Source organism: Chitinophaga sp. H8, assembly GCF_040567655.1.
GTDB classification, from domain to species: Bacteria; Bacteroidota; Bacteroidia; order Chitinophagales; family Chitinophagaceae; genus Chitinophaga; species Chitinophaga defluvii.
Map to the genome: position 1 here is coordinate 3,234,072 of NZ_JBEXAC010000001.1, position 24,015 is coordinate 3,258,086.

Genomic DNA, 24,015 nt, shown 5'->3' on the forward strand with positions numbered 1-24,015 from the left:
GATGAAAAAACTGCTTACCATCCTTTCTTTCCAGTTACTGGTGTATTGTGCCCCGGCGCAAAAGCTGACTACATTCGACATTCCTGATACTACTGTTAAACCAAGAGTATGGCTGCTGGGCGGGGCTACTGCGGCATTATACGGTGGCGGACTACTGGCCTTAAACAGTGCCTGGTACAAAGGATACCCCAAGTCAGGTTTCCATTTTTTTAATGATGCCGGTGAATGGAAACAGATGGATAAGATGGGACATGTATTCAGTGCCTATATGATAGGGAAATACAGCCGCGAGCTATGGCGATGGTCTGGCCTTCCGCGAAAACAACAGATATGGATAGGTGGCGTAAGCGGATTTGCCTACTTGTCTGTTATTGAGATATTGGATGGGTTTTCGGAACAATGGGGGTTTTCCTGGAGTGATATGAGTGCTAATGTAGCGGGTAGTGCACTGTTCATCAGCCAGGAACTTGCCTGGAATGAGCAACGTATTCAGCTCAAATTTTCTTCCTATCCGCAATATTACAGCGATCCCGTGCTGGCAGATAAAGCTAACCAGCAATTTGGTAAAAGCTTCCCGGAACGGACACTGAAAGATTATAATGCCCAGACTTACTGGATAAGTGTAAACCTGCACTCCTTCGCCCAAAACAGCGGGCTCCCAAAATGGCTGAATATGGCCGTAGGATATGGTGCCAATGGTATGATAAGGGCAACAGATAATACCTGGACAGATGATGCCGGTACAAAATATGATTATAGCCATATGCCCCGTATACGCCAGTTTTATCTGTCGCCCGATATAGACTTCACCAAAATACCTACCAGAAAAAAGGGATTCAGGGTGTTATTTCAGGTACTGAATATGCTCAAGTTTCCGGCCCCTACCCTGGAACTTACCTCTGAAGGCAGACTCAGGCTGCATGCCATTCATTTCTAAGCATCATGCTACCATTATGCCATTGGTGCTGCCGGGCCTTCTTCCGGCTTTTTATCTTTACCGCTACCGGAAAATATACCATAAAGTATAAGCAGGATAATTAACCCGAAAACGATCCGCCCGCCTGTTTTATCCCAAAAGGATACATAACTGCCGGCCAGTGTGATCTTTTCCTGCGCAGTGATTTGCTGGATATCCTCCGGCGTTAGCTCCAGGTAATTATCGCCGTCTACATACCCCACGAATTTACCATTGGAAGTATTGTAGGGGATCCACATGATATGACTTTTGGTATACATATAGCCAATATCAAAATGAGTGGGTTTTCCATCCAGTTTGGTTTCATACTGTTCATTCTGAGGCAGATCGGCTACTTTCACAATCTTGTCTGCACTCCCATAAACAATAGGTATACCAGCCCTGGCCTCATGTGCAAAAAATACAGTGACGGAGAATAAAAGGGCAACAATGACTTTCATAGTACTGATTTAATAGATAAAGAAGTTTGTTATAGTATGAAAATACTCCATAAAACAACCGCTATATCCACCGATTTTTATCCGCTGTATTTTCGGGCAAATGCGTTGGGAATACTTATTTATCTGTGGGGAGCTGTCAGATCAGATAGGCAGAGGTAATGTCATTCCCTGCTACATCTACCATTACCATATCCTGGAGGGTAGTAGCGAGTGAATAACCTACAAAATCCACGGATAAGGGGAAGGATTTATGTTTCCGGTCCACCAGTACAGCTGTTTGTATTTTCCGGGGCAGCTGCTGTAAGAATGGCTTAAGCGCATATAACATGGTGCGGCCGGAATTTGCCACATCATCTATCAGCACGATCACCTTACCGGTTACATCCAGGGGTTCGGAAAGGGTTACTTCGGAAGGGTGCTGTTTATCCAGGCGCAGTTCAATGATTTTGATTTCCAACGGGGAAATCCTCCTCAGTATCTCAGCAATGCGATGTGTAAGGATCACGCCACGATCCCAGATACCTGCCAGTATAATCGAGGTTTCATCACTGTTATGCTCATATATTTCATAAGCAATACGCTCTATCTTCTTTTGGATGATATCTGGTGTTAAAATGATGTTCTTACTTTCCATGCTGCTATATTCAAAGGGTAAAAATAAGCAAATTTGATACATGGGGGGTATCCGGCAGCCCATTTTCAAAATATTATATACATTGCAATAAACCGTAAATTAGGGAAGTCAAATCTGAGATATGCGAATAGTACAAGAGCTTTTATTTGTTATTGCGTTTGGAGCGGCGGTATACCTCTTTTCGGGGAAAGCCGCTCAGATCCGGCGGAATATACTGCTGGGGAGGGATATCTCCCTCCGGGATAATCCGGGGCAGCGCTGGCGGAATATGTTATTGCTGGCCTTTGGTCAGAAAAAGATGTTTCGCAATCCCCTTGTGGCAGTGCTTCACTTCTTCGTATATGCTGGCTTTCTGATCATTAATATAGAAATACTTGAAATAATACTGGACGGTATCCTGGGTACCCATCGTTTATTCGCTCCCGTACTAGGCAGCCTTTATGGTGTACTTATCGGTTGTTTTGAGATCCTGGCCGTATTGGTGATCCTGGGTTGTGCTGTTTTTCTGATCAGGAGAAACCTGCTTAAACTAAGGCGCTTTATCAGCAAGGACCTAGATGGATGGCCCAGATCGGATGCAAATTATATCCTGATCACGGAAATAGTGCTGATGCTGTTATTCCTGACTATGAATACGGCCGACCAGGTATTACAGGCCCATGGGACAGAACATTACATTGCTACCGGCAGCTTTTGGGTAACGGGGATGTTCACACCCCTGCTCAGCGGTCTTTCAGATAGTACCCTGATTGCACTGGAAAGGGGATGCTGGTGGTTGCATATTTTAGGGGTGCTGGCCTTTTTGAACTACCTGCCCTATTCCAAGCACCTGCATATTATGCTGGCCTTTCCCAATGCTTACTTCAGCAGCCTGCAGCCTAAAGGCCGGATGGCCAATATGCCTGCGGTACAACATGAGGTACAGCTAATGCTGCAGCCGGAACTGGCGGCGAATGCTCCTGCCAGTGATGCCGTACCCAAATTCGGCGCTAAAGATGTCAGTGACCTTACCTGGAAAAATCTCCTGGATGCCTATAGCTGTACAGAATGTGGCCGCTGCTCAGCAGCTTGTCCGGCCAATCTTACAGGCAAATTATTATCTCCCAGAAAGATCATGATGGATACCCGCGACCGTGCGGAGGAAGTAGGTAGGCATATCAAAGCAAATGGCGGCACCTTCTCCGATGATGGTAAAGCCCTTTTACGTGATTATATCAGCGAAGAAGAGCTGCGTGCCTGCACCAGCTGCAATGCCTGTGTGGAGGAATGCCCGGTAAGTATTAATCCGCTGGATATTATCCTTCAGCTGCGCCGCCACCTCGTGATGGAAGAATCCAGTGCGCCGGCAGAATGGAATATGATGTTCAGCAACATTGAGAATAATATGGCCCCCTGGAAGTTCAGTCCGGATGACAGAGACAAATGGGCTACTGAAATGAACTGACCGGATCAACGAAGTGGTCATAAAAATACATACATCCAAAGCGCATCACAGGGAGCTACTTCCGATCAGCGAAGCTGGTTCCTGCAAACAGTAAAAGACATGCAGATAAAAACAATGGCCGAATACGCCGCAAATGGGGAAATGCCGGAAGTACTTTTTTGGGTAGGATGTGCAGGTAGCTTTGACCAGCGTGCGCAAAAGATCACCAAAGCATTTGCTACCATATTGGATAAAGTAGGGATAAAGTTTGCTATCCTGGGCAAAGAGGAAAGCTGTACCGGAGATCCTGCCCGCCGTGCAGGCAATGAATTTATTTTCCAGATGATGGCCCAAAACAATATACAGGTGCTCAATGGCTATGGCGTAAAGAAAATCGTGACGGCCTGTCCCCATTGCTTTAATACCCTTAAAAATGAATATCCGGAACTGGGCGGCAATTATGAAGTGATCCATCATACTACCCTGCTCCAGCAATTGATAGACGAGGGAAAGATTAAAATGTCGGAAGGCGGCACTTTTAAAGGTAAAAAAATCACTTACCACGACTCCTGCTACCTAGGCAGGGCTAATCAGATTTATGAAGCCCCCCGTAAAGTACTTGAGATCCTGGATGCCGAACTGGTAGAAATGAAACGTTGCCGCAGCAATGGATTATGCTGTGGTGCCGGAGGTGCCCAGATGTTTAAGGAAGAAGAAAAAGGAACTACCCGCGTAAATTTTGAAAGAGGCAAAGAAGCGGTGGCTACCGGTGCGGGTATCATTGCGGCCAACTGCCCGTTTTGTATGACCATGCTCTCTGATGGGGTAAAAGAAGAAGGAAAGGAAGATACCGTACAGGTATTGGATATTGCGGAGATCATTGCCGCAGGAATGCAGTAATCTTCCGTATTTCAAAAACCTCGCTGCCAGCACAGTGCAGGAATAATAACAAGTGAACACCCAGATTGTCAAAGGATTTGAGGGCGCGAAAGTAGGATAATCAGCTCAATTTGCGTGGCGCATTGCCTGAAAAATGTTTTTAGTACCTTTGTACCATGGATATTAAAAATATATTACCTGCAGACTTCTCCCCTGCTTCAAGGGTATGGATATATCAAAGTAACCGCCCGTTCAGCGAGCAGGAAGCACTGGAAATCAATGAACAACTGGATCAGTTTACCGCGCAGTGGAATGCACACGGTGATGAAGTAACCGGATGGGGCAAACTGTTGTTTAATCAGGTGATTGTACTGATGGCAGACGAATCCAGAACCATGGTAAGCGGATGCAGTACAGACAGCTCTGTGCGGATCATTAAAAGTATGGAACGCCAATATGCAGTAAACCTGTTTGACCGCCTCCTGCTGGCATTCCTCGTAGAAGATAAGGTACAGCTATTACCACTGGCCCAACTTAACTATGGCATAGAAAAGGGATTTATCAGTGAAGACACTATTTACCTGAATAATACAGTACTTACCAAACAGGAAATGGAAACCCGCTGGCTGATTCCTATTAAAGAAAGCTGGCTGGCTACAAAGCTCCAAAAGACCGTAAGCAGCTGATATACCCGTTTTTAAACGGGTAGTATAAAAACGGGTATTTAATCCAGTACAAAACGGTACCCTACTCCTTTTATCGTTAGTATTTCCAGGTTTTCATCTTCTTTCAAACACATCCGCAACCGGGTGATATATACATCCAGGTTGCGGCTGTTGAAAAAGGAATCATTGCCCCAAAGCAGGTTGAGAATACTTTTCCGGTCAATGATCCCATCGCGGTTTTCGTACAATAGTTTCAGCAATTCAGCTTCCCGGTACGATAGTTTCTTTTCTTCCCTCCCATTGACCAGTACCTGCCGGTTGGTATAAAATCTGAACTTACCTATCTTAATATGATCCGCAGGTGCTGCAAGTGGCCTGCCTGTTTTGCGCAACACATTATCAATGCGCACAATCAGCTCTTCCAGGCTAAAAGGCTTACGGATGTAATCATTCCCTCCCAGTGTAAATCCTTTTACCAGGTCGGCCGTCTGTGTTTTCGCGGTCAGGAATAAGATAGGTACCTGCGGATCCAGGGCGCGTATCTCTTCAGCTATTTCAAAGCCATCCTTATTAGGTAGCATAATATCCAGTACACACACTGCCGGACGGGTTTGCTTAAACAAGGCCAGGGCTTTAGCGCCATCACTTTCCAATACTACTTCAAAACCTCTTCGCTGCAGGCTTTCTTTCACAATTTTGCCCAGGGATAATTCGTCTTCAACATATAAAATCGTACTGTTCATCTTATCCTATTTTAAGCTTTACGATCCGCCGGCCTTTATCATAATAAATCACGGGGGCTTCCGCAAAAGGAAGTTTGATGGAGAAAGTACTGCCTTTGCCCAGCTCGCTTTCGACTGTTATAAAACCCATATGTCTTTGCACAATATGCGACACATAACTTAAGCCAAGACCGTAGCCTTTGGTATTATGGCGGTTGCCGCTGGGAACGCGGAAGAACTTTTCAAATATTTTCCGCTCATACTCCCTGGCAATCCCTATCCCGTTATCGGTTATACGTATTTCCAGGAATCTTTTATGGTCAATAATATGTATCAGGATATCCGGTTCTTTGGGAGTATACTTCAATGCATTATCCAGGAGGTTGTAAAGCACACTGGTCATATGCAGTTTATCGGCCGTAATGACAAAATTGGTTCCGGTCATTTTTAATGCCGTTACCGCATGTTGCTTATCGAACTGCAGTTTCATAGAGGTAATAACACTTCTTGCCAGCGCTGCTATGTCAAATTCTTCCTTATTCAAAGCAATTTCCTTGTTCTCAAACATCGACAGCTTTAACACTTTATCTACCAGCTGCCCCAGCCTTTGCATTTCATTTGCCGAGATGTCCAGGTATTCATTGGTAAGCTGCCTGTCTTCCAAAGCATCAAAATTCCGTAAGGCTTCGATGGCTACACTCACCGTGGCAATAGGTGTTTTCAACTCATGCGTCATGTTATTGATAAAATCATTCTTCAGCTGCGCCAGCTTTTGCTGCTGTTTCAGGTTCCGGTACAGCAACAGAAAAGACAACACCGTTACGCCCAGCAGGAGGAAAGAAATAAGAATAGGCTGGCTGATACGCTGCAACAGGTACCACGTGTTGTTGTTAAACAATACCTGGTACCTGACAGGATTGGTAAAACCAATCGTGACCATATTACTTTCAAGCTCTTCCGGAAAATAGGTGGTTGCATATTGCGCGGTATCCATCGGAATCGTATCAATGCGGAAAGACACCATGATCCCTTCCCTTGCCAGTGTTTTAGCATAGCGATCCGCAATTTCCTGCACCGAAATCGAAGCACGGAGAGAGTCTACATCTGCCAGAAACTCAACCACCCTGGTATCCACAGGCCCCCTGGCAGTAGCCGTGTTATACTGTACATTAAAAGTGTCTATGCGGGCAGCGGTAGGAACCGTTCTGGCAAAAAGCACCGTATGCTTACTTCTGGGCCTTTCCGGTAAGGAATCCTGTATATCGTCTCGCAGCACATTAGAGATCCCGATTACACCGCCCCGGTCCTGCATACGGATATTGATGTTGGTATCCAGCTTCAACTTGGATGCCTGAAGACGGAAGATCGTTTCCCGGAAAAGCACATTGGTACGGGCAGTGAACAACCTTTTTTCGTCCCGGTAATTGTTATTCAGCCAATATGCCTGAAAAGCGGTGATCACCAGAATGGTAATCACAATCAGAAAAGCAGTGATGGGTATGGACAATTTGTATCTCACCTGTTGGATCACATAGTTTAAAAAGCCATGCTATTGCAAATGTATCATTTCCTTTTTCCAGACAACAGGAGCTTTAACCTTAATTAACATTAAAGCAAGGCATGTTAACCTCCCTTCCGGTAATAACGGGATAGCTTTATTCTCCTAAAACACTGCATATGAAAAGAACCGTTTTTACATTTTTCATGGAGCTGCTGTTGTTTACTGCCAATGGACAGGAAAAACAAGGTAGGGTATTATACGAGCGCACGGTACAGCTGCATATCACCATGCAGGGAATGGCGCATGAAATGGAATCGCTCCTGCCCCACTCCCGGAAAGACAGGCTGGAGGTGTTGTTTAACAATAATCAGTCCCTCCGCAGCACTGCGGAAGAACAAATTCCGGAAGATCCGCTTGCTGATGAAAATGGCCTGCAGGTCCATTTTATGGTAGCAGGTGCCAATGATATCACCTATACCAATTTTACCACAGGCGAGGTAATAGCACAACGCGAGCTGGGCACCAGGAATTATATCATTACCGACAGCATACAAAAACTGTCCTGGAAGCTAACCGGCGAAACCAGCACCATCCTTAATTATCCCTGTCATAAAGCGATAGCACAGCGCATTGGTAAGCGTACGTCCACGTCCATGAACAACGGGCAGCTGGAACGCCAGGAAATAGCAGACACCGCCCGTATTACTGCCTGGTTCACACTAGCGGTGCCGGTACCTGCAGGACCGGAATACCAGGGGCAATTACCTGGCCTGATATTGCTTGTTGACATCAACGATGGGCAAACCATTTACCAGGCGATGGAGGTAAATACCCACGCAGATGTATCTGCTGTTAAACCACCTACAAAAGGGAAAAAAATTACCGCAGCAGCCTTCGCAGCTGAACAGGATAAACTGATGAAAAACATGGGGCAACAACATATGGGCGGGGCCAGCACAATCAGTACCCACCCGTAAACAGCCTGTTTACTGCCTGATGATACGCATTCCACCACCCGGCCTGTCGTTCGACAGGCCATTTTTGCTCAGGCTATAAGTAAAGCTCAGCAGGAAAAACCGCTGTAGATTTTTAGTCCGGTTATCTTCAATATAGTTCTGATTGCTGGTACGGCTGATGCCCACATTTTCATTCAACAGATCATATATACTCAACTTAAGCTCTCCCCTGTTAAAACGCAGGAACTGACGGCTGAAAGCCACATTCCATAATGGTATCTGTGCATTAAAACCGGTAGCCCGCTGGTTGTTAATCGTATAGGTAAAACTGGTAGTTAAATAAAAATCCGCAGGCAACTGCCAGTTAATAATGCTTTCATATTGCTGCGAAAAATAACGTGCATTCAATGCAGGCTGCAGTGAATAGCTGGTTTTATTATAATTCAATCCTGCACTAAGTGACAGATCCAGTTTATCAGACGGCTGGATGTCAACACGCACAGCAGGCCCCAGGGTAAAGGCCCCAATAGTATTAGGAACGGTATTGATAAACTGTTTTGTTTTACTATATCCCATATTGCTACTAAAGTTAACTGTACCTTTTACTACCTGCAACGGCAGGCCCAGGCTCACTGTACCCGTCATATTATAAGCACCATTCACATTTACCGGCCGGGTACGTTTAATGCCAAGCGTATCCACGGTATCCTCATGCACGATTTTATGCTGTGTTTCCTGCAGGTTGAAAAATGCAAAGAGGTTCTTGTTCCGGAAAGGATTAACGGATATAAAACTTAACTGCAAGGCATGGGTAAACTCCTGTTGCAGATCCGGATTACCTTCCCGGATATTGAGCGGATCGGTAATGTCCGGCACCGGCTGTAGTTGAGATATATCAGGCGGTGTGGTAAAGGTAGCATAGTTCATACTGAGATGACGGTAGCGGGTAAAATCATATTTAAACCGGAAAGCAGGCAACAGGTTGTAAAATGTTTTGCTGACCACAGTATCCTTAACACCTGTAATCACCGTCCCTTTCAGGGCCGCCTGCTGCCAATTGAGGCCAGTAGCTATACTGTATTTTTTCTGCTGGGTACGCAGGCGGATTCCGGCATTTGTATAGCCATAGGTATTTTCAAAATTATTGGTCAGCGCATCATTCGGTTGATCGAAGCGGCCATTTTTGGCATTATAATCATAGGTAACCTTATCCGCTGTGCTGTGGGTGTTACTCTTACCAAGACTGAATTCCAGCAGGGAATGTTTAAACACCGGTTCGGTATATACTGCCCGTATATTATAACTATTCAGGCTACTTGAAACATGATTGGTCTGGTGAATAGTATCCTGTACCGGCCATGATGGATGGCGGTTATAAAATTGATTTACGGTAAACAGGTTGCCACTGCTGGCACTGTTGTTAACACTGGTTTGCAGGTTAAGCGAAAATGTTCTGCCTTTCAGCCGGAATCTTTTTCTGAACAGCACCTCATTACTGAAATTGGAGCCATGCCCCTGTGTCTTGCTGTTATTAAAGCCCTGGTTGGCCAGCTGCTGATCTTCCGACAAGGTTTCATAGCTGCTCTTACTGCTGCTGCGCGTTTCCTGGTAGCCCAGTGAAGGGGTTATTTTGATGGAATGAAAAGAGTCTATCTTAATATCTGCACTCAGGTTGAGGCGGTGGCTATTATTCAGGTTATAGCTCGCAGCATCCTGATGGTAGAAATAAGAAGAATCAGGCAAAAAGTATTGCCGCTGCACCCTGCTTTCCTGATAAGGACTGTAACGGTTGTAAAAATAGCTGCTGGTGAAGTCTGTATTTTTCCCGATCCTGTTATTATAGTTGAGCCCGCCTCCCCAGATCGTTTTGACACCATCGCCGTTGTTATTTCCCATCATAGCAGCAGCAGGGCCATCCACTTTCAGGGCCAGACTGATACCGCCCCCACCACTTTGGCGCAGGCGGTCCAGCTCTCCGGAAAAATTCATCAGGTCCATAAAGGAAAAGCCTTCTGCATTTGTATTATTCCCCATGCCCAGTGCAGATAATTGCCGCGCACCTTTAAATGAATTGACATTAAAACGTCCTTCATACCTGCCATCAGACCCGGCCCCTGCGCTGGCCTTACCAAACATCCCCTTCTTTTTGTCCTCCTTCAGCCGCAGGTTGATAGTCTTTTCACTGTTGCCGTCGTCAAAGCCCGTGAGTTGGGCAGCATCACTGAGGCGGTCAAATACCTGTACTTTATCTATCGCATCAGCAGGCAGGTTTTTGGTAGCCATCTTGGGATCCGTGCCAAAAAATGATTTCCCATCTACCAGTACCCGGTTTACTTTTTGTCCCTGCGCCTTTACGGTACCATCTTTTTCGACCTGTATGCCGGGCAGCTTTTTAAGCAGCTGCTCTACACTTGCATTAGGCACTGTTTTAAATGAGCCGGCATTATACTGAATAGTATCCCCTACCAATGTTACCGGAGGTGCTACTGCAGTAACCTCCACTTCCTGCAGTGTTCTTTTCAGATCGTGAAGTACGATGTCTGGCAGGCGGATATGGGGAGTGGCAGTATTGATGGTAATCTGCCTGCTGGTATTATGATAGTTGACATGGGTAATGAGCAGGCGGTATTCCCCCGCAGCAATACCGGTAAGTTCAAAATTGCCTTTATTGTCCGTCATCGTAAAACTGACCAGGGAAGCATCTTTCTTCAGGAGCGTAATGGTAGCGGAAGTTATGGGGTGGCCGGCAGCGGTATCTGATACCGTGCCTTTAACAGATCCGTTTTGCTGCGCATAGGTAGTCAGCGTGCAAGAGCAGGCAATCAGCAGTAAGCAGTATTTATGCATGGGAGGTTTATATTTCGTAAACAGGTTACGAAACTACACAGGCCACCCCCAAAAGCAGGTTAACAAGTCTTGCTTTAATGTTAAGGAAGGTTAATAAATTCAGGTGATCCTATGCTTTTTTAAAAACTGCTGCAGTACTAGTGCATGGGTATGCTCCTCGTCTTTGGCGCCATACAGCAAAGTAATTTTTTCCTGTTCCTTCGCGCATTTTTTCATGGCTGCTACCGCTGCTGCATTGGCATCCAGTTCTGCATCATATTTTTTACTGAATACCGCCCATTTTGCCGGATCATGGTCAAACCATTTCCTTAAGCCGGGAGAAGGAGCAATATCCTTCATCCACTCGTCAATATGCGCGGTTTCTTTTTTTACACCCCGGGGCCATAAGCGGTCTACCAGTATACGGTAACCATCATGCGGGTCGTAGGCTTCATAAATCCGTTTTATCGTTATCATAATAACAGGGTTTGGGTGCTGTTACAATGCATATCCGGAGCTATCCAGGCCATTGCTGCCAGAAGGACTTAATTGCCCCGGATATATTCAATTTTAGATAGGAACATGAGCGCCATCTTATCACCTCTCCACTTTGCTTCCTCCGCTTTCTCCCCTTCAAAATTAGCATCTACGGTACTTTTCCAGAGTTTCAGCCAGGTATCAAAATGCAGTTGCTCTACCGGCAGTTTGGCGTGTGGCGGAAAAGGGCTTCCGAAGTAAGTATGTTCCTGCAGCAAAACAGTTTGCCAGAACCGGTACATCTTTTCCAGGTGTTCCGGCCAGCGGTCTTTAATAATGCCGTTGAAAATGGGAGATAACAGCTCATCTTCCCGCACCTGCTGATAAAAAGTATCTACCAGCAATTTTATGTCGTCCAGCTCCGTAATATCTTTTTTACTGTTCATAAAATGACGATTGCCTCCTCTTCCTCCGGGTGTGAATACCAGGAGGGTAAAAAATTATTGTTGTTTCAGAAAAGTCAGTTTTTTCTCTAATTGTTCATGGAACTCTCCCACTTTGGCTTTTTCCAGCATGTTGAGGATATCTTTCCTTACTTTCTTAAACTCATGATGAATTGGGCAGGGGTGTGTTTCAGAACATTGTTTTAACCCCAGACCACAACCGGAAAAAAGCCGGTCTCCATCCACCGCTTTTACCACATCTGCCAGTGAAAACCGGAGCGCGGCTTTGTCCAGGAAAAAGCCCCCATTGGGGCCTTTTACAGATTGAATCAGCCCTCTGCGGCTCAGATCCTGTAGTATTTTAGCAATAAAATGCTCAGGAGCGTCTGTCCCATGTGCTATTTCCTTAATGCCTACCCTGTCTCCGTCCTTCGATTTCTGCGCTATAAACAGTATGGCCCGTATGGCGTATTCACAAGTTTTTGAAAACATTCGTTTGCCTTTATTTTCCAAAGGTAGGCATTATCTGAAAAGTAAAAGAGTTTTTAATCTTTTATTATTTCGAGGGTACCCGCTTTTTGTAAACTTTTTTCAGGATTTATTAACAAAAGGTGTAAACCTATACCAGGACTAGACCAAACCCTGCTATGGATCTACGTTTGCATAGGGATATCCCGTAGATATCCCGTATATGTCCCGTATATATCCCGTAGATATCCCGACAATGTAACTGGTCGGAATATCTACGGGATATCTATGGTTTATGTATGGTTTATCTACGGTTTATCCCTAAGCAGCTATACTGGTATGAGTCGGGATGCATAGGACATGCCTGGAGGAACCAATTATTTGTGTATAACTAAATTGAAAACAAATAAATATGTTTGTATATTTGTCTGCTGCTAAGCACCTTATGCCGGTTTACCAGGTAAAACGGCTTGACAAATGCGGAAATAGCTCATCTGGTAGAGCGACAGCTTCCCAAGCTGTAGGTGGCGAGTTCGAGTCTCGTTTTCCGCTCTGAAAATACCCGTCCGCTGAGGGCGGGTATTAAAATTTTAGCACTGTTTGCAGCGCTGGGATTTTGAAGGGTTACGTTTGAGGCCATTCAGGATGCACTCACATCACCATCGGTAGTTATGAGCATCAGCCCTCTGCTATGAAAAGTTTCCAGTCTTATTCCGGGGTCCAGTGAAAAATGTTTGCGTAAGCGGGTGAGATAAACATCCATACTCCGGCCTACAAAGAAATCATCATCGCCCCATACCTCATTCAGTACATATTTCTTTTCCAGCTTTTTGTTGGCATGTTCACAAAGGAACCTGAGCAAGGCTGCTTCTTTGGGAGGTAATTGAATCGTCGTATTGGAAGGCAGGTGGACAATTCTCATTTCGCTATAGTCGAAGGTGAGCGCTCCTATTTTGTACTGCAGGCGTTGATCCGATTCGGGAGTTTTACTTCTCCTGAGGAATACGCTTACCCGCTGTATCATTTCTTCCAGGTTAAAGGGCTTTATCAGGTAATCATCTCCCCCGATCACATAGCCATGGATCCGGTCCTGTTCCAGGTAGCGTACGGAGGTAAAAATGATGGGGATGTTGTCGTTTGTTTTCCGGATCTCTTTAGCGAGGAGAAACCCATTTTTCCCGGGCATTACAATATCGAGGATACAGGCATCAAACCGGCCGTTTTGAAATACCTCCCAGCCGGCTACACCATCCAGGCAATGTATCACTTCAAAACCGGCCCTTGTTAAATAACGGATGGTCATTCTGGCAAAAAACTCATCGTCTTCCACATAGAGGATCACAGCTTTCATATAATTTAGGGTTGGTTAGCTGGTTGATGGGCTTAGATATGGCGGAAGAATTCAGCAAGCAGAGAAACGGGCGTTCCAGGCATAAAAAGCTTAAAAGCATGAAGCTCAACTTGCAATACCTGGACCCCTAGACAAGGCAGGCGTAAACAAGCGAGCTCACGCTTTTAAGCATGAGCATCGCCTTCTGTTGCCGGTTCCACCTTGTCTAGGGGTCTGAAACCGGACATTTACGATGGCAATGCAGTCATAATATTTTCTGGGACCGCAAAGCTAACAATTAATAAGTTATAGCGTTTAGGTTTAATGTCAGTTCTAAATTTAACTAAATTATTTAAAATATGAAATATTACATTTAATAAAATAAATATTTTAATTAATATAATAACATAGTTTATACCTTGGCGCAATGGCAAAGGATAAACGATATAATACTGTCAAGATGCTGATGGAGGCGGGCAAGATCAGTACTATTGAGGAACTTATCGAGATAGTGCCCAAGTCTATTGTGGCGAAGGATTTGAATTTGCATTATTATCAGTTTCTTGCCAAGATGAAAAAGCCGGCTTTATTTTCTATTGAGGAACTGGTTACCCTGGCTGATAAAATTGAGATAGACCGTATGAAGATTATTACGCCGGTAGTGGTGGGTGCGAAGAAGAAAAATGATCATTAATACCTCTTATTTGCATACATTGCTTTGTGATTCGCATTTATATAAACCCTGAATAATTACTGCGCGTTTCTTCTCAATAAAGTTCCGGCTCTCTGCCGGTTAGAATTACTTCCCTTCATTTATACCACGCAAGTACACAACGTACACTATCGTGAGATTCGTAGTGTTAACCAATTTTCATTCATTTTAATTTTCAATTATGGAGTTTACTTCGATAGGCGCTATGAAAGCAGCCTCTACCCCACCCTCTTCCAACGACTTAGCATTTGTACTTGGTTATTATCTGCCTGGCGATGGTGGTGGTGGTGAGTTTTACTGGGACGCTGCCAGTACAGAAGACGACAATCAGGGCACCATCATCAAAAGAACAGACAATATCCCCGGAAGATGGAAAAGGATTTTTAGTGGTCCGGTTAATGTTAAATGGTTTGGTGCTAAAGGAGATGCAAATGCAAGTATTACTGGAACTGATGACTATGCAGCTATACTGAAGGCCATTGCATACATGCAATCAATAGTATTACTGCCAGCCTCTGTTAATGTTGCACAAAATGTATTGTATTTTCCTGCCAGCCCCAAGTCCCTTGGATATTTATGCAGCGGAGATCTTGACTTTGGTATGGGGTACGGCATAATAATGGACGCCCCCGTTTATAAAACAGGTCCGGGAACAGTGAATGGCGTATTTATGAAAATCGGGGAGTCAGGAAAATTACAGCAATACCTCACTTATAAATTATGGGCCAAAAACAAAGTTGCTGACTGGTCCGTTGCCGGTTATAAAGGAATACAATTTATCAATGCTTACCGCTGTGACATAGATGTGGTTAATATTTACGGGTTTACTATCGGTCTTGAATGTGCAGGCCTGGCAAAAGGCTTTAGCTACTCTAAAATAACTGGTATTGATATTGATTCCAATAAAATAGGTATTAATATAGTATCTGATCAGGCCAGTATGGTCAATAACCTGGACATCAAGGCATTCCAGGGAATACAGGATCAGGCATTACCCACTGCATTTGTTACGGAATGCGCTTTTTACATTAACCGGATTGGCTGTGGAGGCAACCTTTTTACTGATCAATCAAGGTATGGGGTATGCATAACTGGTCAGGATTATTCTTCCGACAATTTAAATTTTTACAAGACCTGCTTTGAGCTTCAGTCTCCGCAAAATGAGCAGGTAGAGGCGATTCCAGTAGTCATCGAAGGAGGAAGATATAATGCCTTCTATGATGCACGGCATGAAGGAAATTCAAAAGTATTTATCCGTTGTTTATCAGCCGCATTCGGGAATGAAGTTTATCTGGGTTTTTGTGCTTATCCGTATACCCGCTTATCAGAGCTGATAGATGACCAGAGCGATAATGCTACTAATAAAATATCTACCCGGACCAGCAAAATAAAGCTCTCTGAAATAGGACAGGGCAGAACAATTTTTGCAAGTGGGAATCTTGCCAATAAAGCGGTGTGGTATGATGCCACAGCCTTGAACATAGCTGGTTTGCATGTAATGCATGGAGGAGGATTACGGGATAAAAAAATAAACCCAAATACCAGCCTGGGTATAAATCCTGCAATAGGAGCGGACTATGTGCAGGTACCTGCTGGCAACGCTCTTTGCGTGTATCTAGATACCACCTTTCAGAAAAGGTTTATTCTCACAGCAAATGTGGAAGCCGGTTATCCACATGAAGTATGTCTGAAGTTCTACGACCTGAATGGGGAAATCAGGACTGGAAATACTTACCTGGATTATATGCAGGGAGTTACGATGCGCTGGGCTCCTGGTTATTATGGTGGTGTTTACAGGGAATATTATGCAGACAGGCCGACTGATTTTTATTTCACGGTAAATGAGGCAATACAAAAAGTAGAGATCATTATAGCAGGCAGGGATGATAGCCAGCCAATCAAACATCAATTCAGGATTCACTCATTTGATATCCTGAATATTGATGGATATGGCAGTAATGGCATATGGAATGAATTTTCATCAGATAACAACTTTGCTACGCAAATCCCTGTAGCAGGCAGTTATAAAAGAGGTCAGTTATTGTTAAATGATACAGCAGGGTCGGATACATTTGGATGGATATGTACTACAGATGGAACACCGGGGGTATGGAAAACGTTGGAAAGCGGATTAAAGGTTTCAGCGGAAGGAGCGTCAAATGCTGCATTGAATGGGGCATTGTTAGAAGGTTCATTAGTGTCCGGAGCTGTAGTAACCAAGGTAGTAACAGATTCAGGAGGTACGTCCATTAATTATCCCACGAATCTCGGACAGGCATTCAATTTCAATGGTATTGATTTCAGAAGGGGGTTCAGCCTTTTTAAAAACACCACCTCCCGTGATCTATACTACCAACATTTTAATATAGCCGGAACAGGACAAGGCTGGGCTAAGATGCTTGATAGTGTAAATACTCCCCTTGATACAATCGTAGATACTATGAAATCAGGGGTGTATGTCCCTACTGGAGGCGACCTTAATACTATCCTATATAATAACTGGGGATTATATAATGCTTCAGCAGCAAATACTCCTCCTGTAACCGCTGCAGCAGGGTTCTGGTTTGTAGTGACCCAAAACCAGTATTCAACAGATGGCAGCAAAATGCAAATCGCATATGCTTTCAGAAATTCAACAGACACCTGGCAAAGGCAGTATAATGGTGCCACCTCAACATGGGGTCCCTGGCGTACCTATGGGCCTAATGTGACAATTGATACAACGTCTGTGGCAAGCACTCTTTTCACTAATACTTATATGAATACAGCTTACCCGGATGCCCAGCCTAAAGATAAAATCTTATTTACAAACCTGACCGACAAGCCTGCGGGCATTGCAACACTCACCAAGCTCACCACTACCGCCTGGGCAGTGGAGTTATCAGGAAATAAGTTAACGTAGAAATATGTACCCCCTTCATTATCCGGGCATATCTAAAAGATTTGCCTGGATAATTTAATTTATCTGGTCTGGTATGGTAGCGGTGGTGTACAATAAAGTGGACTTATGCAGGGATCGGAAAGGATGTAATGAGGGTATTATTTTCCAGGTATAGGTAAAAGCAGGTATACTTATGATATTTCCTAAGTTTGCCCACATCTGTATTTATAGATTCTAACGATTTTACACATAACATTGTTTTAAAAATGCGGCCAGTGCCACGGCTAAAAGTGCCAGCAAAGGTCCGTAAGTGGCGCTTTGCCCTTTCTTTTCTTCCATAACGGATTCCTTCATAATAAAGCTGCTAAAATGATGGCCACCCGTTTACAGGTGGCCGATACAGATAAATATAACGGATTTTTCGCCGAAAACCGCATCTATTTCGCGAAGTTCCCGGCTAGTTAGGGCATCATAACAACTTCACTGACATTCTGTCATTTTTTCAATATTAAATATGTATTTTTGCACTCCTTAAATTTGTCAGGAATGCTTGATCAGGTTACTAAAGTGCATGATGAACAACGCCAGGGAGAAGCCTTTTCTTCTGGGGAGCAGGAGTCCTTATTATATTCCAAAAAGTTCTATATAGAAAGCTATGGTTGTGCAATGAATTTCAACGATAGTGAAATTGTTGCGTCCATATTAAACGGAGAAGGTTTTGGCGCCACCAAAGAGGTGGAAGAAGCCAGTGTAATACTTGTAAATACCTGTTCTATCCGCGAAAAGGCAGAGCAAACTATCCGCAAGCGGCTGACGGAGTTCCGTAAATTGAAGCGGAGCAACCCAGGTATGCTGGTAGGCGTATTAGGCTGTATGGCCGAAAGATTAAAATCCAAATTGCTGGAAGAAGAAAAGCTGGTAGACCTGGTGATAGGCCCGGATGCTTACCGTACCCTGCCTGCCCTGATAGCAGAAGCAGGTACTGGCCAGAAATCGGTGAATGTAATGCTGAGCCGGGAAGAAACCTATGGAGATATCAGTCCGGTACGCCTCAATAGTAATGGCGTAACAGCTTTTGTATCTATTATGCGGGGGTGCAACAATATGTGTACCTTCTGCGTAGTACCGTTTACCCGTGGACGTGAGCGCAGCCGGGATGCTTATTCCATCATCCGGGAAGCAACCGACCTGTTTGAGAATGGCTACCGGGAAGTAACCCTGCTGGGGCAGAATGTAGACTCTTATTACTGGACCGGCAAAGAAGAAGGATCAACCGGAGCAGAAGAGACCGTTACTTTTGCACAGCTGCTGGAAAGAGTGGCACAGATCAGTCCCTTACTGCGGGTCCGTTTCAGCACCTCCCATCCTAAAGACATTACAGATGAGGTACTGTTTACCATGGCTAAATACGAGAACATCTGCAACTATATTCACCTGCCTGTACAAAGCGGCAGCACCCGGATTTTGCAACTGATGAACCGTACCTATACCCGGGAATGGTATATGAAACGGGTAGACCGCATCAAGGAGATACTGCCCGACTGCGGCCTGTCTACCGATATTATCACCGGCTTCTGCACAGAAACGGAAGAAGATCACCAGGATACGCTGGCCATAATGCGGTATGCACATTATGACCTCGCATATATGTATTATTACTCCGAACGCCCTGGTACCCTGGCTGCACGCCGCTACCAGGATGATATCCCGGAAGATGTTAAAAAAAGACGGCTGGCAGAAGTAGTGGAACTGCACCGCCAGCAAGCACAGCGCAGCATGCAGCTGGACCTGGGCAAAACGTTTAAAGTATTGGTGGAAGGTACTTCCAAACGATCTGAAGCAGATGTGTTTGGCAGAAATGATCAGAACAAAGTGATCATCTTTCCCCGCGATAATCATCAGAAAGGAGACTATGTGTGGGTGAAAGTGGAAAGTTGCACTTCAGCTACATTAATAGGAAAAGTAGTTATGCCGGAATATGCGGAATAACTATATTTATTGATAACTAAAAAATACTTCTTTCCTTACCATATCCGTCCTATGCACTGCAAACGGTAATGGTAACAGGAAGTTTGGAGGATTGACAATGGATATTCAATCGATCAAAAATAGATTTGGCATTATCGGCAACAGCCAGGCTTTGAATTACGCTTTGCAGGTAGCAGTGCAGGTAGCCAATACTGACCTTACCGTACTCATCTTTGGAGAAAGTGGCGTGGGTAAGGAAGTATTTTCTCAGATCATTCATGCACTGAGTGCCCGTAAACACAACCCCTTTATTGCCATTAACTGCGGGGCCATCCCCGAAGGTACGATAGACTCTGAGCTGTTTGGCCACGAAAAAGGGTCCTTTACCAGTGCCATGGATAGCCGTAAGGGTTATTTTGAAACCGTGAGCGGAGGTACCATTTTTCTGGATGAAATTGGCGAAATGCCCATGGGCACACAGGCACGGTTGCTGCGTGTGCTTGAAACAGGAGAATATATCAGGGTAGGTTCTTCCAAAGTACAAAAAACAGATGTACGGGTCATTGCAGCTACCAACCGTGATTTACTGGAACGTACCCAACAGGGCAAATTCCGGGAAGACCTTTACTATCGCCTCAATACCGTGCCGATCCGGGTACCTTCCCTGCGCGACCGTAAAGAGGATATTCCCCTCCTGTTCCGCAAATTCTGTGTAGACTTTTCAGAAAGATATAAAACGCCTTCCGTACAACTGGATGAGGATGCACGTACCATCCTTATCAATTATCCTTTCCGGGGTAATGTACGTGAACTGAAAAACCTGGCAGAGCAGATTTCTGTGTTATCTACAGATAAGCTGGTGACCGGAAACGACCTGAAACGCTTTTTACCGGATCAGCCGGAAATAAACCGCCTGCCCATGCTGGCACCACCACAACAGCACAGCGGCGGCGATTTTTCGAGCGAAAGGGATATCCTGTATAAGCTGTTCTTCGACATGAAAAAGGATGTAACGGAATTGAAGAAGATGTTCTTCGACATCCTCCAGAATCCTAATCTGGCGCATGGCAACAACTTCCAGAATAACTTCCAGGACAATCATATACTGCATAACTACCCCTCACCTGCTGAAGTAAATGCGGTACCTGCTTCCAATACGCTGTCGTCACCACAGCCTATTATCCTGCAGGATAGTAAGATTGACCATCATGAAGAAGTAGAAGAAACCCTTTCTATTGCCGACAAGGAAAAAGAGCTGATCATGAAAGCACTGAAAAAACACAAAGGCAAACGGAAAGATGCCGCCCTTGACCTGGGTATTTCAGAAAGAACACTTTACCGGAAACTGAAAGAATACAACATTAACGAGTAACAATCACCTACTTAATAATACTTAGCCAGATGATCAGAATATTTCAGGGAGCAATGGTGGCCATTTTATTATGTTTACTGCATGGCTGCAGCGTAAAGTATTCAGCCAGTGGTGCCAGTATTGACCAGGGAGCTAAAACCGTCAACATCCGGTTTATCGAAAACAGGGCCCCTATCAATAACCCCACACTCAGTCAGAAACTAACCGAAAAGCTGCGTACCAAGATACAATCACAAACCAAGCTTACACAGGTAGGCGACAGTGAAAAAGGAGATTACGAATTTAAAGGTGCTATTACCGGCTATTCTTTTTCCAATGCAGCTGTAACTAATGTAGACCAGGCAGCTACTTCCCGGTTGAACGTAACCGTTACCATGACCTTCATCAAAAGGATAGGTGATAAAAAAGGATATTCCCAGCAGTCATTTTCCCGCTCTGCGGATTTCCCGGCCAACCAGTTGCCCAGCTCTGTAGAAAACAAGTTACTGGATGAAACGATCATCAACCAGCTGGTAGATGATATCTTTAACCGGGCATTTGCCAACTGGTAATATTAACCCGCAGGCAACCCTGCAACCGGCAAGGCCCGGAGCGCAGCGGGAGCAGAAATACGCGCAAGTATCGGTTGGATTGACTGCATGTGTCTGTTTTTTTATATTTTAGCGGCTTATGACGGCAAACAGGATCATTGACCATATTTTTCAACAACCGGATTTACCTCAGGTAGATCAGGCGGCCCTGGCAAAACTGGTGGGAGACTATCCGTATTTTACGGCGGGTCGGCTATTACTGGCGCAAAAGGATTACAGCATACATCAAAACATGCATAGTGCTGCTATCAAAAAAGCTATGCTGTACAGTAATAACCCGCACTACGTTTACCAATTCATTATTGGTGAGCTGGAAAAAGTAGAGGAACCCAATGATCCCACCCTGCCTGATACGCCTACCGCTGCTACGCCGGTAACGGCTGCTGTAGCAGCCACTGAAGCCGATCCGGCGGAGGCGGAAACATTGACTACTCCAGCAGCAGAGACTACCGCTGCTATTAAAGCGGATACTGTTGCCGGAGAAGCGACAAATATAGCAAGTGTTGACGCAGCAGGAACCATAACAGCCGGGGCTGCGCAACCAGTGGAGGCCGCAACACCAGCCCCTTCGGTTGAACAACCAGCAGTGGCAGCGGCAACGGAGGATATGACTACTCCGGTAGCTGTAGCCCATGATAATGAAGTACTTCAACCAGCCTATCCGGAAGACACCCCGGACCAGGATGAGCCGATCAAAATATTTCCGCTGGACATACCCGCAGAAGAAACTACGCTGACCTTCCAGCCTTTGTATACAGATGACTACTTCGCGTATAAAAGACTGAAAGAGCCGGCCCGTGCTGATGATCTTAATGAAAAAGGAATGGCAGAAATGAAAAGTTTTACGGACTGGCTCCGTCAAATGAAGGACAGTTTTGCTGGAAAAGCCCAGAAAGACTGGTACCACCAGCATTTGCATCACATTTATGAGGATGAGGAACCCGAAGTGTCCGAAGCAGTAGAACAAATGGCGATGAAGTCCATTACGCTGAATGATGATATTGTGTCGGAAACACTGGCAGAAATATGGGCACGCCAACACCAGTACCAGTCGGCCATCCACATATATCAAAAATTAAGTTTGCTTAATCCCGACAAAAGCGCTTATTTTGCGCAAAAGATAGCTGAACTTCATCAGTTAGAAAAAGATAAAATAAACAGTAATAAACATTAAGTAAATATGTTATTAGTTTTCGGTATATTGATCATATTAGCCTGTGTGTTGTTAGGCTTTTTTGTGTTGGTACAAAACCCTAAAGGGGGTGGTTTGTCCGGCTCATTTGGTGGCATTGGCACCCAGGTAATTGGTGTGCGTCAGACCACAGATGTACTGGAAAAAGGCACCTGGATCCTGGCAGTACTGATTGCTGTATTATGTCTTACTTCCAGTTTCTTTATCGGCAAAACCACTACTTCTGTAGCTCCGCCTACCGCTGTGGAAAAAGCTGCCGGCAAAGCTGCAGTACCTCAGGCACCTGCTACGCCACTGCCTAACACTCCGACAACGCCAGCACCTGCTCCGGCGCCGCAACCTAAATAAGTGATCTGTAATCATATTTTTAAAACCTCGCCTTTAAAAGCGGGGTTTTTTATTGTTCAGGCAATATTATATGGCAAACAAAAGCAAAAAGCAAGCGGCCAGTAACCGTTCCAAATGGATAAAACGCATCATTTTGTACACCTGTTGCCTGGCTGCCGGTGTACTTGTATATATCTCTTATCGCGTATTTGGCCCCAACACCCGGGCTATCAGCGATAATAAATACTTCTATATCAAAACCGGCAGGACTTACGCCAATGTGCTGGATGGCCTGGAAGAACAAGGCATTATCCGCAGCCGTAACAGCTTTAACTGGGTGGCGAAAGAACTGGATTATCCGGACCGGGTGAAAGCAGGCAGATACAAGATTGACAGGGGCATGAGCAATTTTGAGATCGTAAAACTGCTGCGCTCCGGCAGACAGTCGCCCGTACAGCTGGTCATTACCAAACTACGCACCAAAGATGACTTCATAAGAAAGATTGCCAATAACCTGGAGGCCGATTCCAACGCGCTCCGTGCCTTAATGGACGACCAGGTATACCTCCGTCAATTTGGCCTGGATACCAACACCGTCATGTGCGCCGTACTCCCCAATACCTACGAGTTTTACTGGAATACCTCCGCAGAAAGTGCCTTTAAAAAACTGGAAAAAGAAAGGGAAGATTACTGGACAGATGAACGTAAGGCCAAAGCCAGGGCATTGGGCCTCTCTCCCAATGAAGCCACCATCCTGGCATCTATTGTAGAAGAAGAAAGTAATAAAAACGATGAAAAGCCGCTGATTTCCAGCGCCTACTTAAACCGTATAAAAAAAGGCATGCGCTTGCAGGCTGACCCCACCGTAAAGTTTGCCTTAAAAGATTTTGGACTCAAAAGGATCCGGGAAAGCCATACGCTTTTTGACTCTCCGTATAATACTTACCGTTATCCCGGTTTACCTCCGGGACCTATTTGCACCCCCTCCGTTAAAAGTATTACCGCCGTCTTAAATACGCCTGAAACAGATTATATCTACTTCTGTGCCAGGGCAGACTTTTCCGGCTACCACGCTTTTGCAGCCACCTATGCAGAACACCTGGTAAATGCCCGGAAATACCAGGCAGAACTGAATAAGCGGGGATTTTAGAGGAAGCTGTTAGCTGTTGGCTATTAGCCTTTAGCTGTTGTACGTAAGGTGAGATCTCCGTAAATAGTTTGACTTTTAGCCAT

At 45.0% G+C, this 24,015-nt stretch carries 22 protein-coding genes and 1 tRNA gene; 14 read left to right on the forward strand and 9 right to left on the reverse strand.

Features of this window, described 5'->3' with window-relative positions; translation table 11 throughout:
- Position 1 precedes the first annotated feature (1 nt).
- Complete coding sequence (locus ABR189_RS12305) at positions 2-937, forward strand: DUF2279 domain-containing protein (protein WP_354660796.1); 936 nt, start codon at positions 2-4, stop codon at positions 935-937.
- A gap of 14 nt (positions 938-951) precedes the next feature.
- On the opposite strand, the gene ABR189_RS12310 is transcribed toward ABR189_RS12305, so the two are convergent.
- Positions 952-1,416: a hypothetical protein gene (locus ABR189_RS12310; protein WP_354660797.1), complete on the reverse strand. Its 465-nt coding sequence runs from the start codon at positions 1,414-1,416 to the stop codon at positions 952-954.
- Between the two features lie 136 nt (positions 1,417-1,552).
- Positions 1,553-2,050, reverse strand: a complete 498-nt coding sequence (locus ABR189_RS12315; RefSeq protein WP_354660798.1) for a phosphoribosyltransferase family protein — start codon at positions 2,048-2,050, stop codon at positions 1,553-1,555.
- A 121-nt stretch (positions 2,051-2,171) separates the two neighbouring features.
- On the opposite strand from ABR189_RS12315, the gene ABR189_RS12320 reads away from it, so the two are divergent.
- The 3 genes from ABR189_RS12320 (at position 2,172) to ABR189_RS12330 (ending at position 5,038) form a co-directional block, all read left to right on the forward strand.
- Positions 2,172-3,494 carry a 4Fe-4S dicluster domain-containing protein gene (locus ABR189_RS12320; protein ID WP_354660799.1) on the forward strand — a complete coding sequence of 441 codons (1,323 nt, stop codon included), beginning with the start codon at positions 2,172-2,174 and terminating at the stop codon, positions 3,492-3,494.
- 99 nt (positions 3,495-3,593) lie between these two features.
- Positions 3,594-4,373, forward strand: coding sequence for a (Fe-S)-binding protein (locus tag ABR189_RS12325; protein WP_354660800.1), 780 nt, complete (start codon positions 3,594-3,596; stop codon positions 4,371-4,373).
- A 155-nt stretch (positions 4,374-4,528) separates the two neighbouring features.
- Positions 4,529-5,038 (forward strand): hypothetical protein, encoded by a 510-nt coding sequence (locus tag ABR189_RS12330; RefSeq protein WP_354660801.1) that lies wholly within the window; start codon positions 4,529-4,531, stop codon positions 5,036-5,038.
- A 38-nt stretch (positions 5,039-5,076) separates the two neighbouring features.
- On the opposite strand, the gene ABR189_RS12335 is transcribed toward ABR189_RS12330, so the two are convergent.
- Together ABR189_RS12335 and ABR189_RS12340 are read right to left on the reverse strand one after the other, a co-directional pair.
- A complete protein-coding gene (locus ABR189_RS12335; protein ID WP_354660802.1) occupies positions 5,077-5,760 on the reverse strand; it encodes a response regulator transcription factor in 684 nt (227 codons plus the stop codon).
- Between the two features lies 1 nt (position 5,761).
- Positions 5,762-7,258 carry a sensor histidine kinase gene (locus tag ABR189_RS12340; protein WP_354660803.1) on the reverse strand — a complete coding sequence of 499 codons (1,497 nt, stop codon included), beginning with the start codon at positions 7,256-7,258 and terminating at the stop codon, positions 5,762-5,764.
- Positions 7,259-7,416: 158 nt separating this feature from the next.
- Between ABR189_RS12340 and ABR189_RS12345 the strand changes: the two genes are divergently transcribed.
- Positions 7,417-8,217: a GLPGLI family protein gene (locus ABR189_RS12345; RefSeq protein WP_354660804.1), complete on the forward strand. Its 801-nt coding sequence runs from the start codon at positions 7,417-7,419 to the stop codon at positions 8,215-8,217.
- A gap of 9 nt (positions 8,218-8,226) precedes the next feature.
- Here ABR189_RS12345 and ABR189_RS12350 read toward each other — a convergent pair whose 3' ends face one another.
- The 4 genes from ABR189_RS12350 to ABR189_RS12365 form a co-directional block, all read right to left on the reverse strand.
- The gene (locus ABR189_RS12350) at positions 8,227-11,043 is read right to left on the reverse strand and encodes an outer membrane beta-barrel protein (RefSeq protein WP_354660805.1); all 2,817 of its coding nucleotides are present in this window, start codon (positions 11,041-11,043) and stop codon (positions 8,227-8,229) included.
- A gap of 99 nt (positions 11,044-11,142) precedes the next feature.
- Entirely contained in the window at positions 11,143-11,499 is a 357-nt protein-coding gene (locus ABR189_RS12355; protein ID WP_354660806.1) for a DUF488 domain-containing protein, read from the reverse strand.
- A gap of 68 nt (positions 11,500-11,567) precedes the next feature.
- Complete coding sequence (locus ABR189_RS12360; RefSeq protein WP_354660807.1) at positions 11,568-11,945, reverse strand: group III truncated hemoglobin; 378 nt, start codon at positions 11,943-11,945, stop codon at positions 11,568-11,570.
- 54 nt (positions 11,946-11,999) lie between these two features.
- On the reverse strand, positions 12,000-12,434 hold the full coding sequence (locus ABR189_RS12365) for an RrF2 family transcriptional regulator (protein WP_354660808.1): 435 nt from the start codon (positions 12,432-12,434) through the stop codon (positions 12,000-12,002).
- Between the two features lie 455 nt (positions 12,435-12,889).
- Between ABR189_RS12365 and ABR189_RS12370 the strand changes: the two genes are divergently transcribed.
- Positions 12,890-12,962 (forward strand) — tRNA-Gly (locus ABR189_RS12370).
- An 88-nt stretch (positions 12,963-13,050) separates the two neighbouring features.
- On the opposite strand, the gene ABR189_RS12375 is transcribed toward ABR189_RS12370, so the two are convergent.
- The gene (locus tag ABR189_RS12375; protein WP_354660809.1) at positions 13,051-13,761 is read right to left on the reverse strand and encodes a response regulator transcription factor; all 711 of its coding nucleotides are present in this window, start codon (positions 13,759-13,761) and stop codon (positions 13,051-13,053) included.
- Positions 13,762-14,167: 406 nt separating this feature from the next.
- Between ABR189_RS12375 and ABR189_RS12380 the strand changes: the two genes are divergently transcribed.
- From ABR189_RS12380 to mltG, 8 genes are all read left to right on the forward strand, one after another.
- Positions 14,168-14,434 (forward strand): hypothetical protein, encoded by a 267-nt coding sequence (locus ABR189_RS12380; protein WP_354660810.1) that lies wholly within the window; start codon positions 14,168-14,170, stop codon positions 14,432-14,434.
- A 199-nt stretch (positions 14,435-14,633) separates the two neighbouring features.
- Positions 14,634-17,354, forward strand: a complete 2,721-nt coding sequence (locus tag ABR189_RS12385) for a putative phage tail protein (RefSeq protein WP_354660811.1) — start codon at positions 14,634-14,636, stop codon at positions 17,352-17,354.
- Positions 17,355-17,879: 525 nt separating this feature from the next.
- Entirely contained in the window at positions 17,880-19,322 is a 1,443-nt protein-coding gene (gene miaB / locus ABR189_RS12390) for a tRNA (N6-isopentenyl adenosine(37)-C2)-methylthiotransferase MiaB (RefSeq protein WP_354660812.1), read from the forward strand.
- Positions 19,323-19,419: 97 nt separating this feature from the next.
- On the forward strand, positions 19,420-20,673 hold the full coding sequence (locus ABR189_RS12395) for a sigma-54 interaction domain-containing protein (RefSeq protein ID WP_354660813.1): 1,254 nt from the start codon (positions 19,420-19,422) through the stop codon (positions 20,671-20,673).
- A gap of 29 nt (positions 20,674-20,702) precedes the next feature.
- On the forward strand, positions 20,703-21,224 hold the full coding sequence (gene lptE, locus ABR189_RS12400; RefSeq protein WP_354660814.1) for an LPS assembly lipoprotein LptE: 522 nt from the start codon (positions 20,703-20,705) through the stop codon (positions 21,222-21,224).
- Positions 21,225-21,342: 118 nt separating this feature from the next.
- On the forward strand, positions 21,343-22,437 hold the full coding sequence (locus ABR189_RS12405) for a DUF8458 domain-containing protein (protein WP_354660815.1): 1,095 nt from the start codon (positions 21,343-21,345) through the stop codon (positions 22,435-22,437).
- Between the two features lie 6 nt (positions 22,438-22,443).
- Entirely contained in the window at positions 22,444-22,803 is a 360-nt protein-coding gene (secG, locus tag ABR189_RS12410; protein WP_354660816.1) for a preprotein translocase subunit SecG, read from the forward strand.
- A 70-nt stretch (positions 22,804-22,873) separates the two neighbouring features.
- Positions 22,874-23,932, forward strand: coding sequence for an endolytic transglycosylase MltG (gene mltG / locus ABR189_RS12415; RefSeq protein WP_354660817.1), 1,059 nt, complete (start codon positions 22,874-22,876; stop codon positions 23,930-23,932).
- Positions 23,933-24,015 lie beyond the last annotated feature (83 nt).

Bases quoted from the DNA above. Each gene is read 5' to 3' on its own strand.
- ABR189_RS12305 (WP_354660796.1), top strand. From the start codon at position 2: ATGAAAAAACTGCTTACCATCCTTTCTTTCCAGTTACTGGTGTATTGT.
- ABR189_RS12310 (WP_354660797.1), bottom strand. From the start codon at position 1,416: ATGAAAGTCATTGTTGCCCTTTTATTCTCCGTCACTGTATTTTTTGCA.
- ABR189_RS12315 (WP_354660798.1), bottom strand. From the start codon at position 2,050: ATGGAAAGTAAGAACATCATTTTAACACCAGATATCATCCAAAAGAAG.
- ABR189_RS12320 (WP_354660799.1), top strand. From the start codon at position 2,172: ATGCGAATAGTACAAGAGCTTTTATTTGTTATTGCGTTTGGAGCGGCG.
- ABR189_RS12325 (WP_354660800.1), top strand. From the start codon at position 3,594: ATGCAGATAAAAACAATGGCCGAATACGCCGCAAATGGGGAAATGCCG.
- ABR189_RS12330 (WP_354660801.1), top strand. From the start codon at position 4,529: ATGGATATTAAAAATATATTACCTGCAGACTTCTCCCCTGCTTCAAGG.
- ABR189_RS12335 (WP_354660802.1), bottom strand. From the start codon at position 5,760: ATGAACAGTACGATTTTATATGTTGAAGACGAATTATCCCTGGGCAAA.
- ABR189_RS12345 (WP_354660804.1), top strand. From the start codon at position 7,417: ATGAAAAGAACCGTTTTTACATTTTTCATGGAGCTGCTGTTGTTTACT.
- ABR189_RS12350 (WP_354660805.1), bottom strand. From the start codon at position 11,043: ATGCATAAATACTGCTTACTGCTGATTGCCTGCTCTTGCACGCTGACT.
- ABR189_RS12355 (WP_354660806.1), bottom strand. From the start codon at position 11,499: ATGATAACGATAAAACGGATTTATGAAGCCTACGACCCGCATGATGGT.
- ABR189_RS12360 (WP_354660807.1), bottom strand. From the start codon at position 11,945: ATGAACAGTAAAAAAGATATTACGGAGCTGGACGACATAAAATTGCTG.
- ABR189_RS12365 (WP_354660808.1), bottom strand. From the start codon at position 12,434: ATGTTTTCAAAAACTTGTGAATACGCCATACGGGCCATACTGTTTATA.
- ABR189_RS12375 (WP_354660809.1), bottom strand. From the start codon at position 13,761: ATGAAAGCTGTGATCCTCTATGTGGAAGACGATGAGTTTTTTGCCAGA.
- ABR189_RS12380 (WP_354660810.1), top strand. From the start codon at position 14,168: ATGGCAAAGGATAAACGATATAATACTGTCAAGATGCTGATGGAGGCG.
- ABR189_RS12385 (WP_354660811.1), top strand. From the start codon at position 14,634: ATGGAGTTTACTTCGATAGGCGCTATGAAAGCAGCCTCTACCCCACCC.
- miaB (WP_354660812.1), top strand. From the start codon at position 17,880: ATGCTTGATCAGGTTACTAAAGTGCATGATGAACAACGCCAGGGAGAA.
- ABR189_RS12395 (WP_354660813.1), top strand. From the start codon at position 19,420: ATGGATATTCAATCGATCAAAAATAGATTTGGCATTATCGGCAACAGC.
- lptE (WP_354660814.1), top strand. From the start codon at position 20,703: ATGATCAGAATATTTCAGGGAGCAATGGTGGCCATTTTATTATGTTTA.
- ABR189_RS12405 (WP_354660815.1), top strand. From the start codon at position 21,343: ATGACGGCAAACAGGATCATTGACCATATTTTTCAACAACCGGATTTA.
- secG (WP_354660816.1), top strand. From the start codon at position 22,444: ATGTTATTAGTTTTCGGTATATTGATCATATTAGCCTGTGTGTTGTTA.
- mltG (WP_354660817.1), top strand. From the start codon at position 22,874: ATGGCAAACAAAAGCAAAAAGCAAGCGGCCAGTAACCGTTCCAAATGG.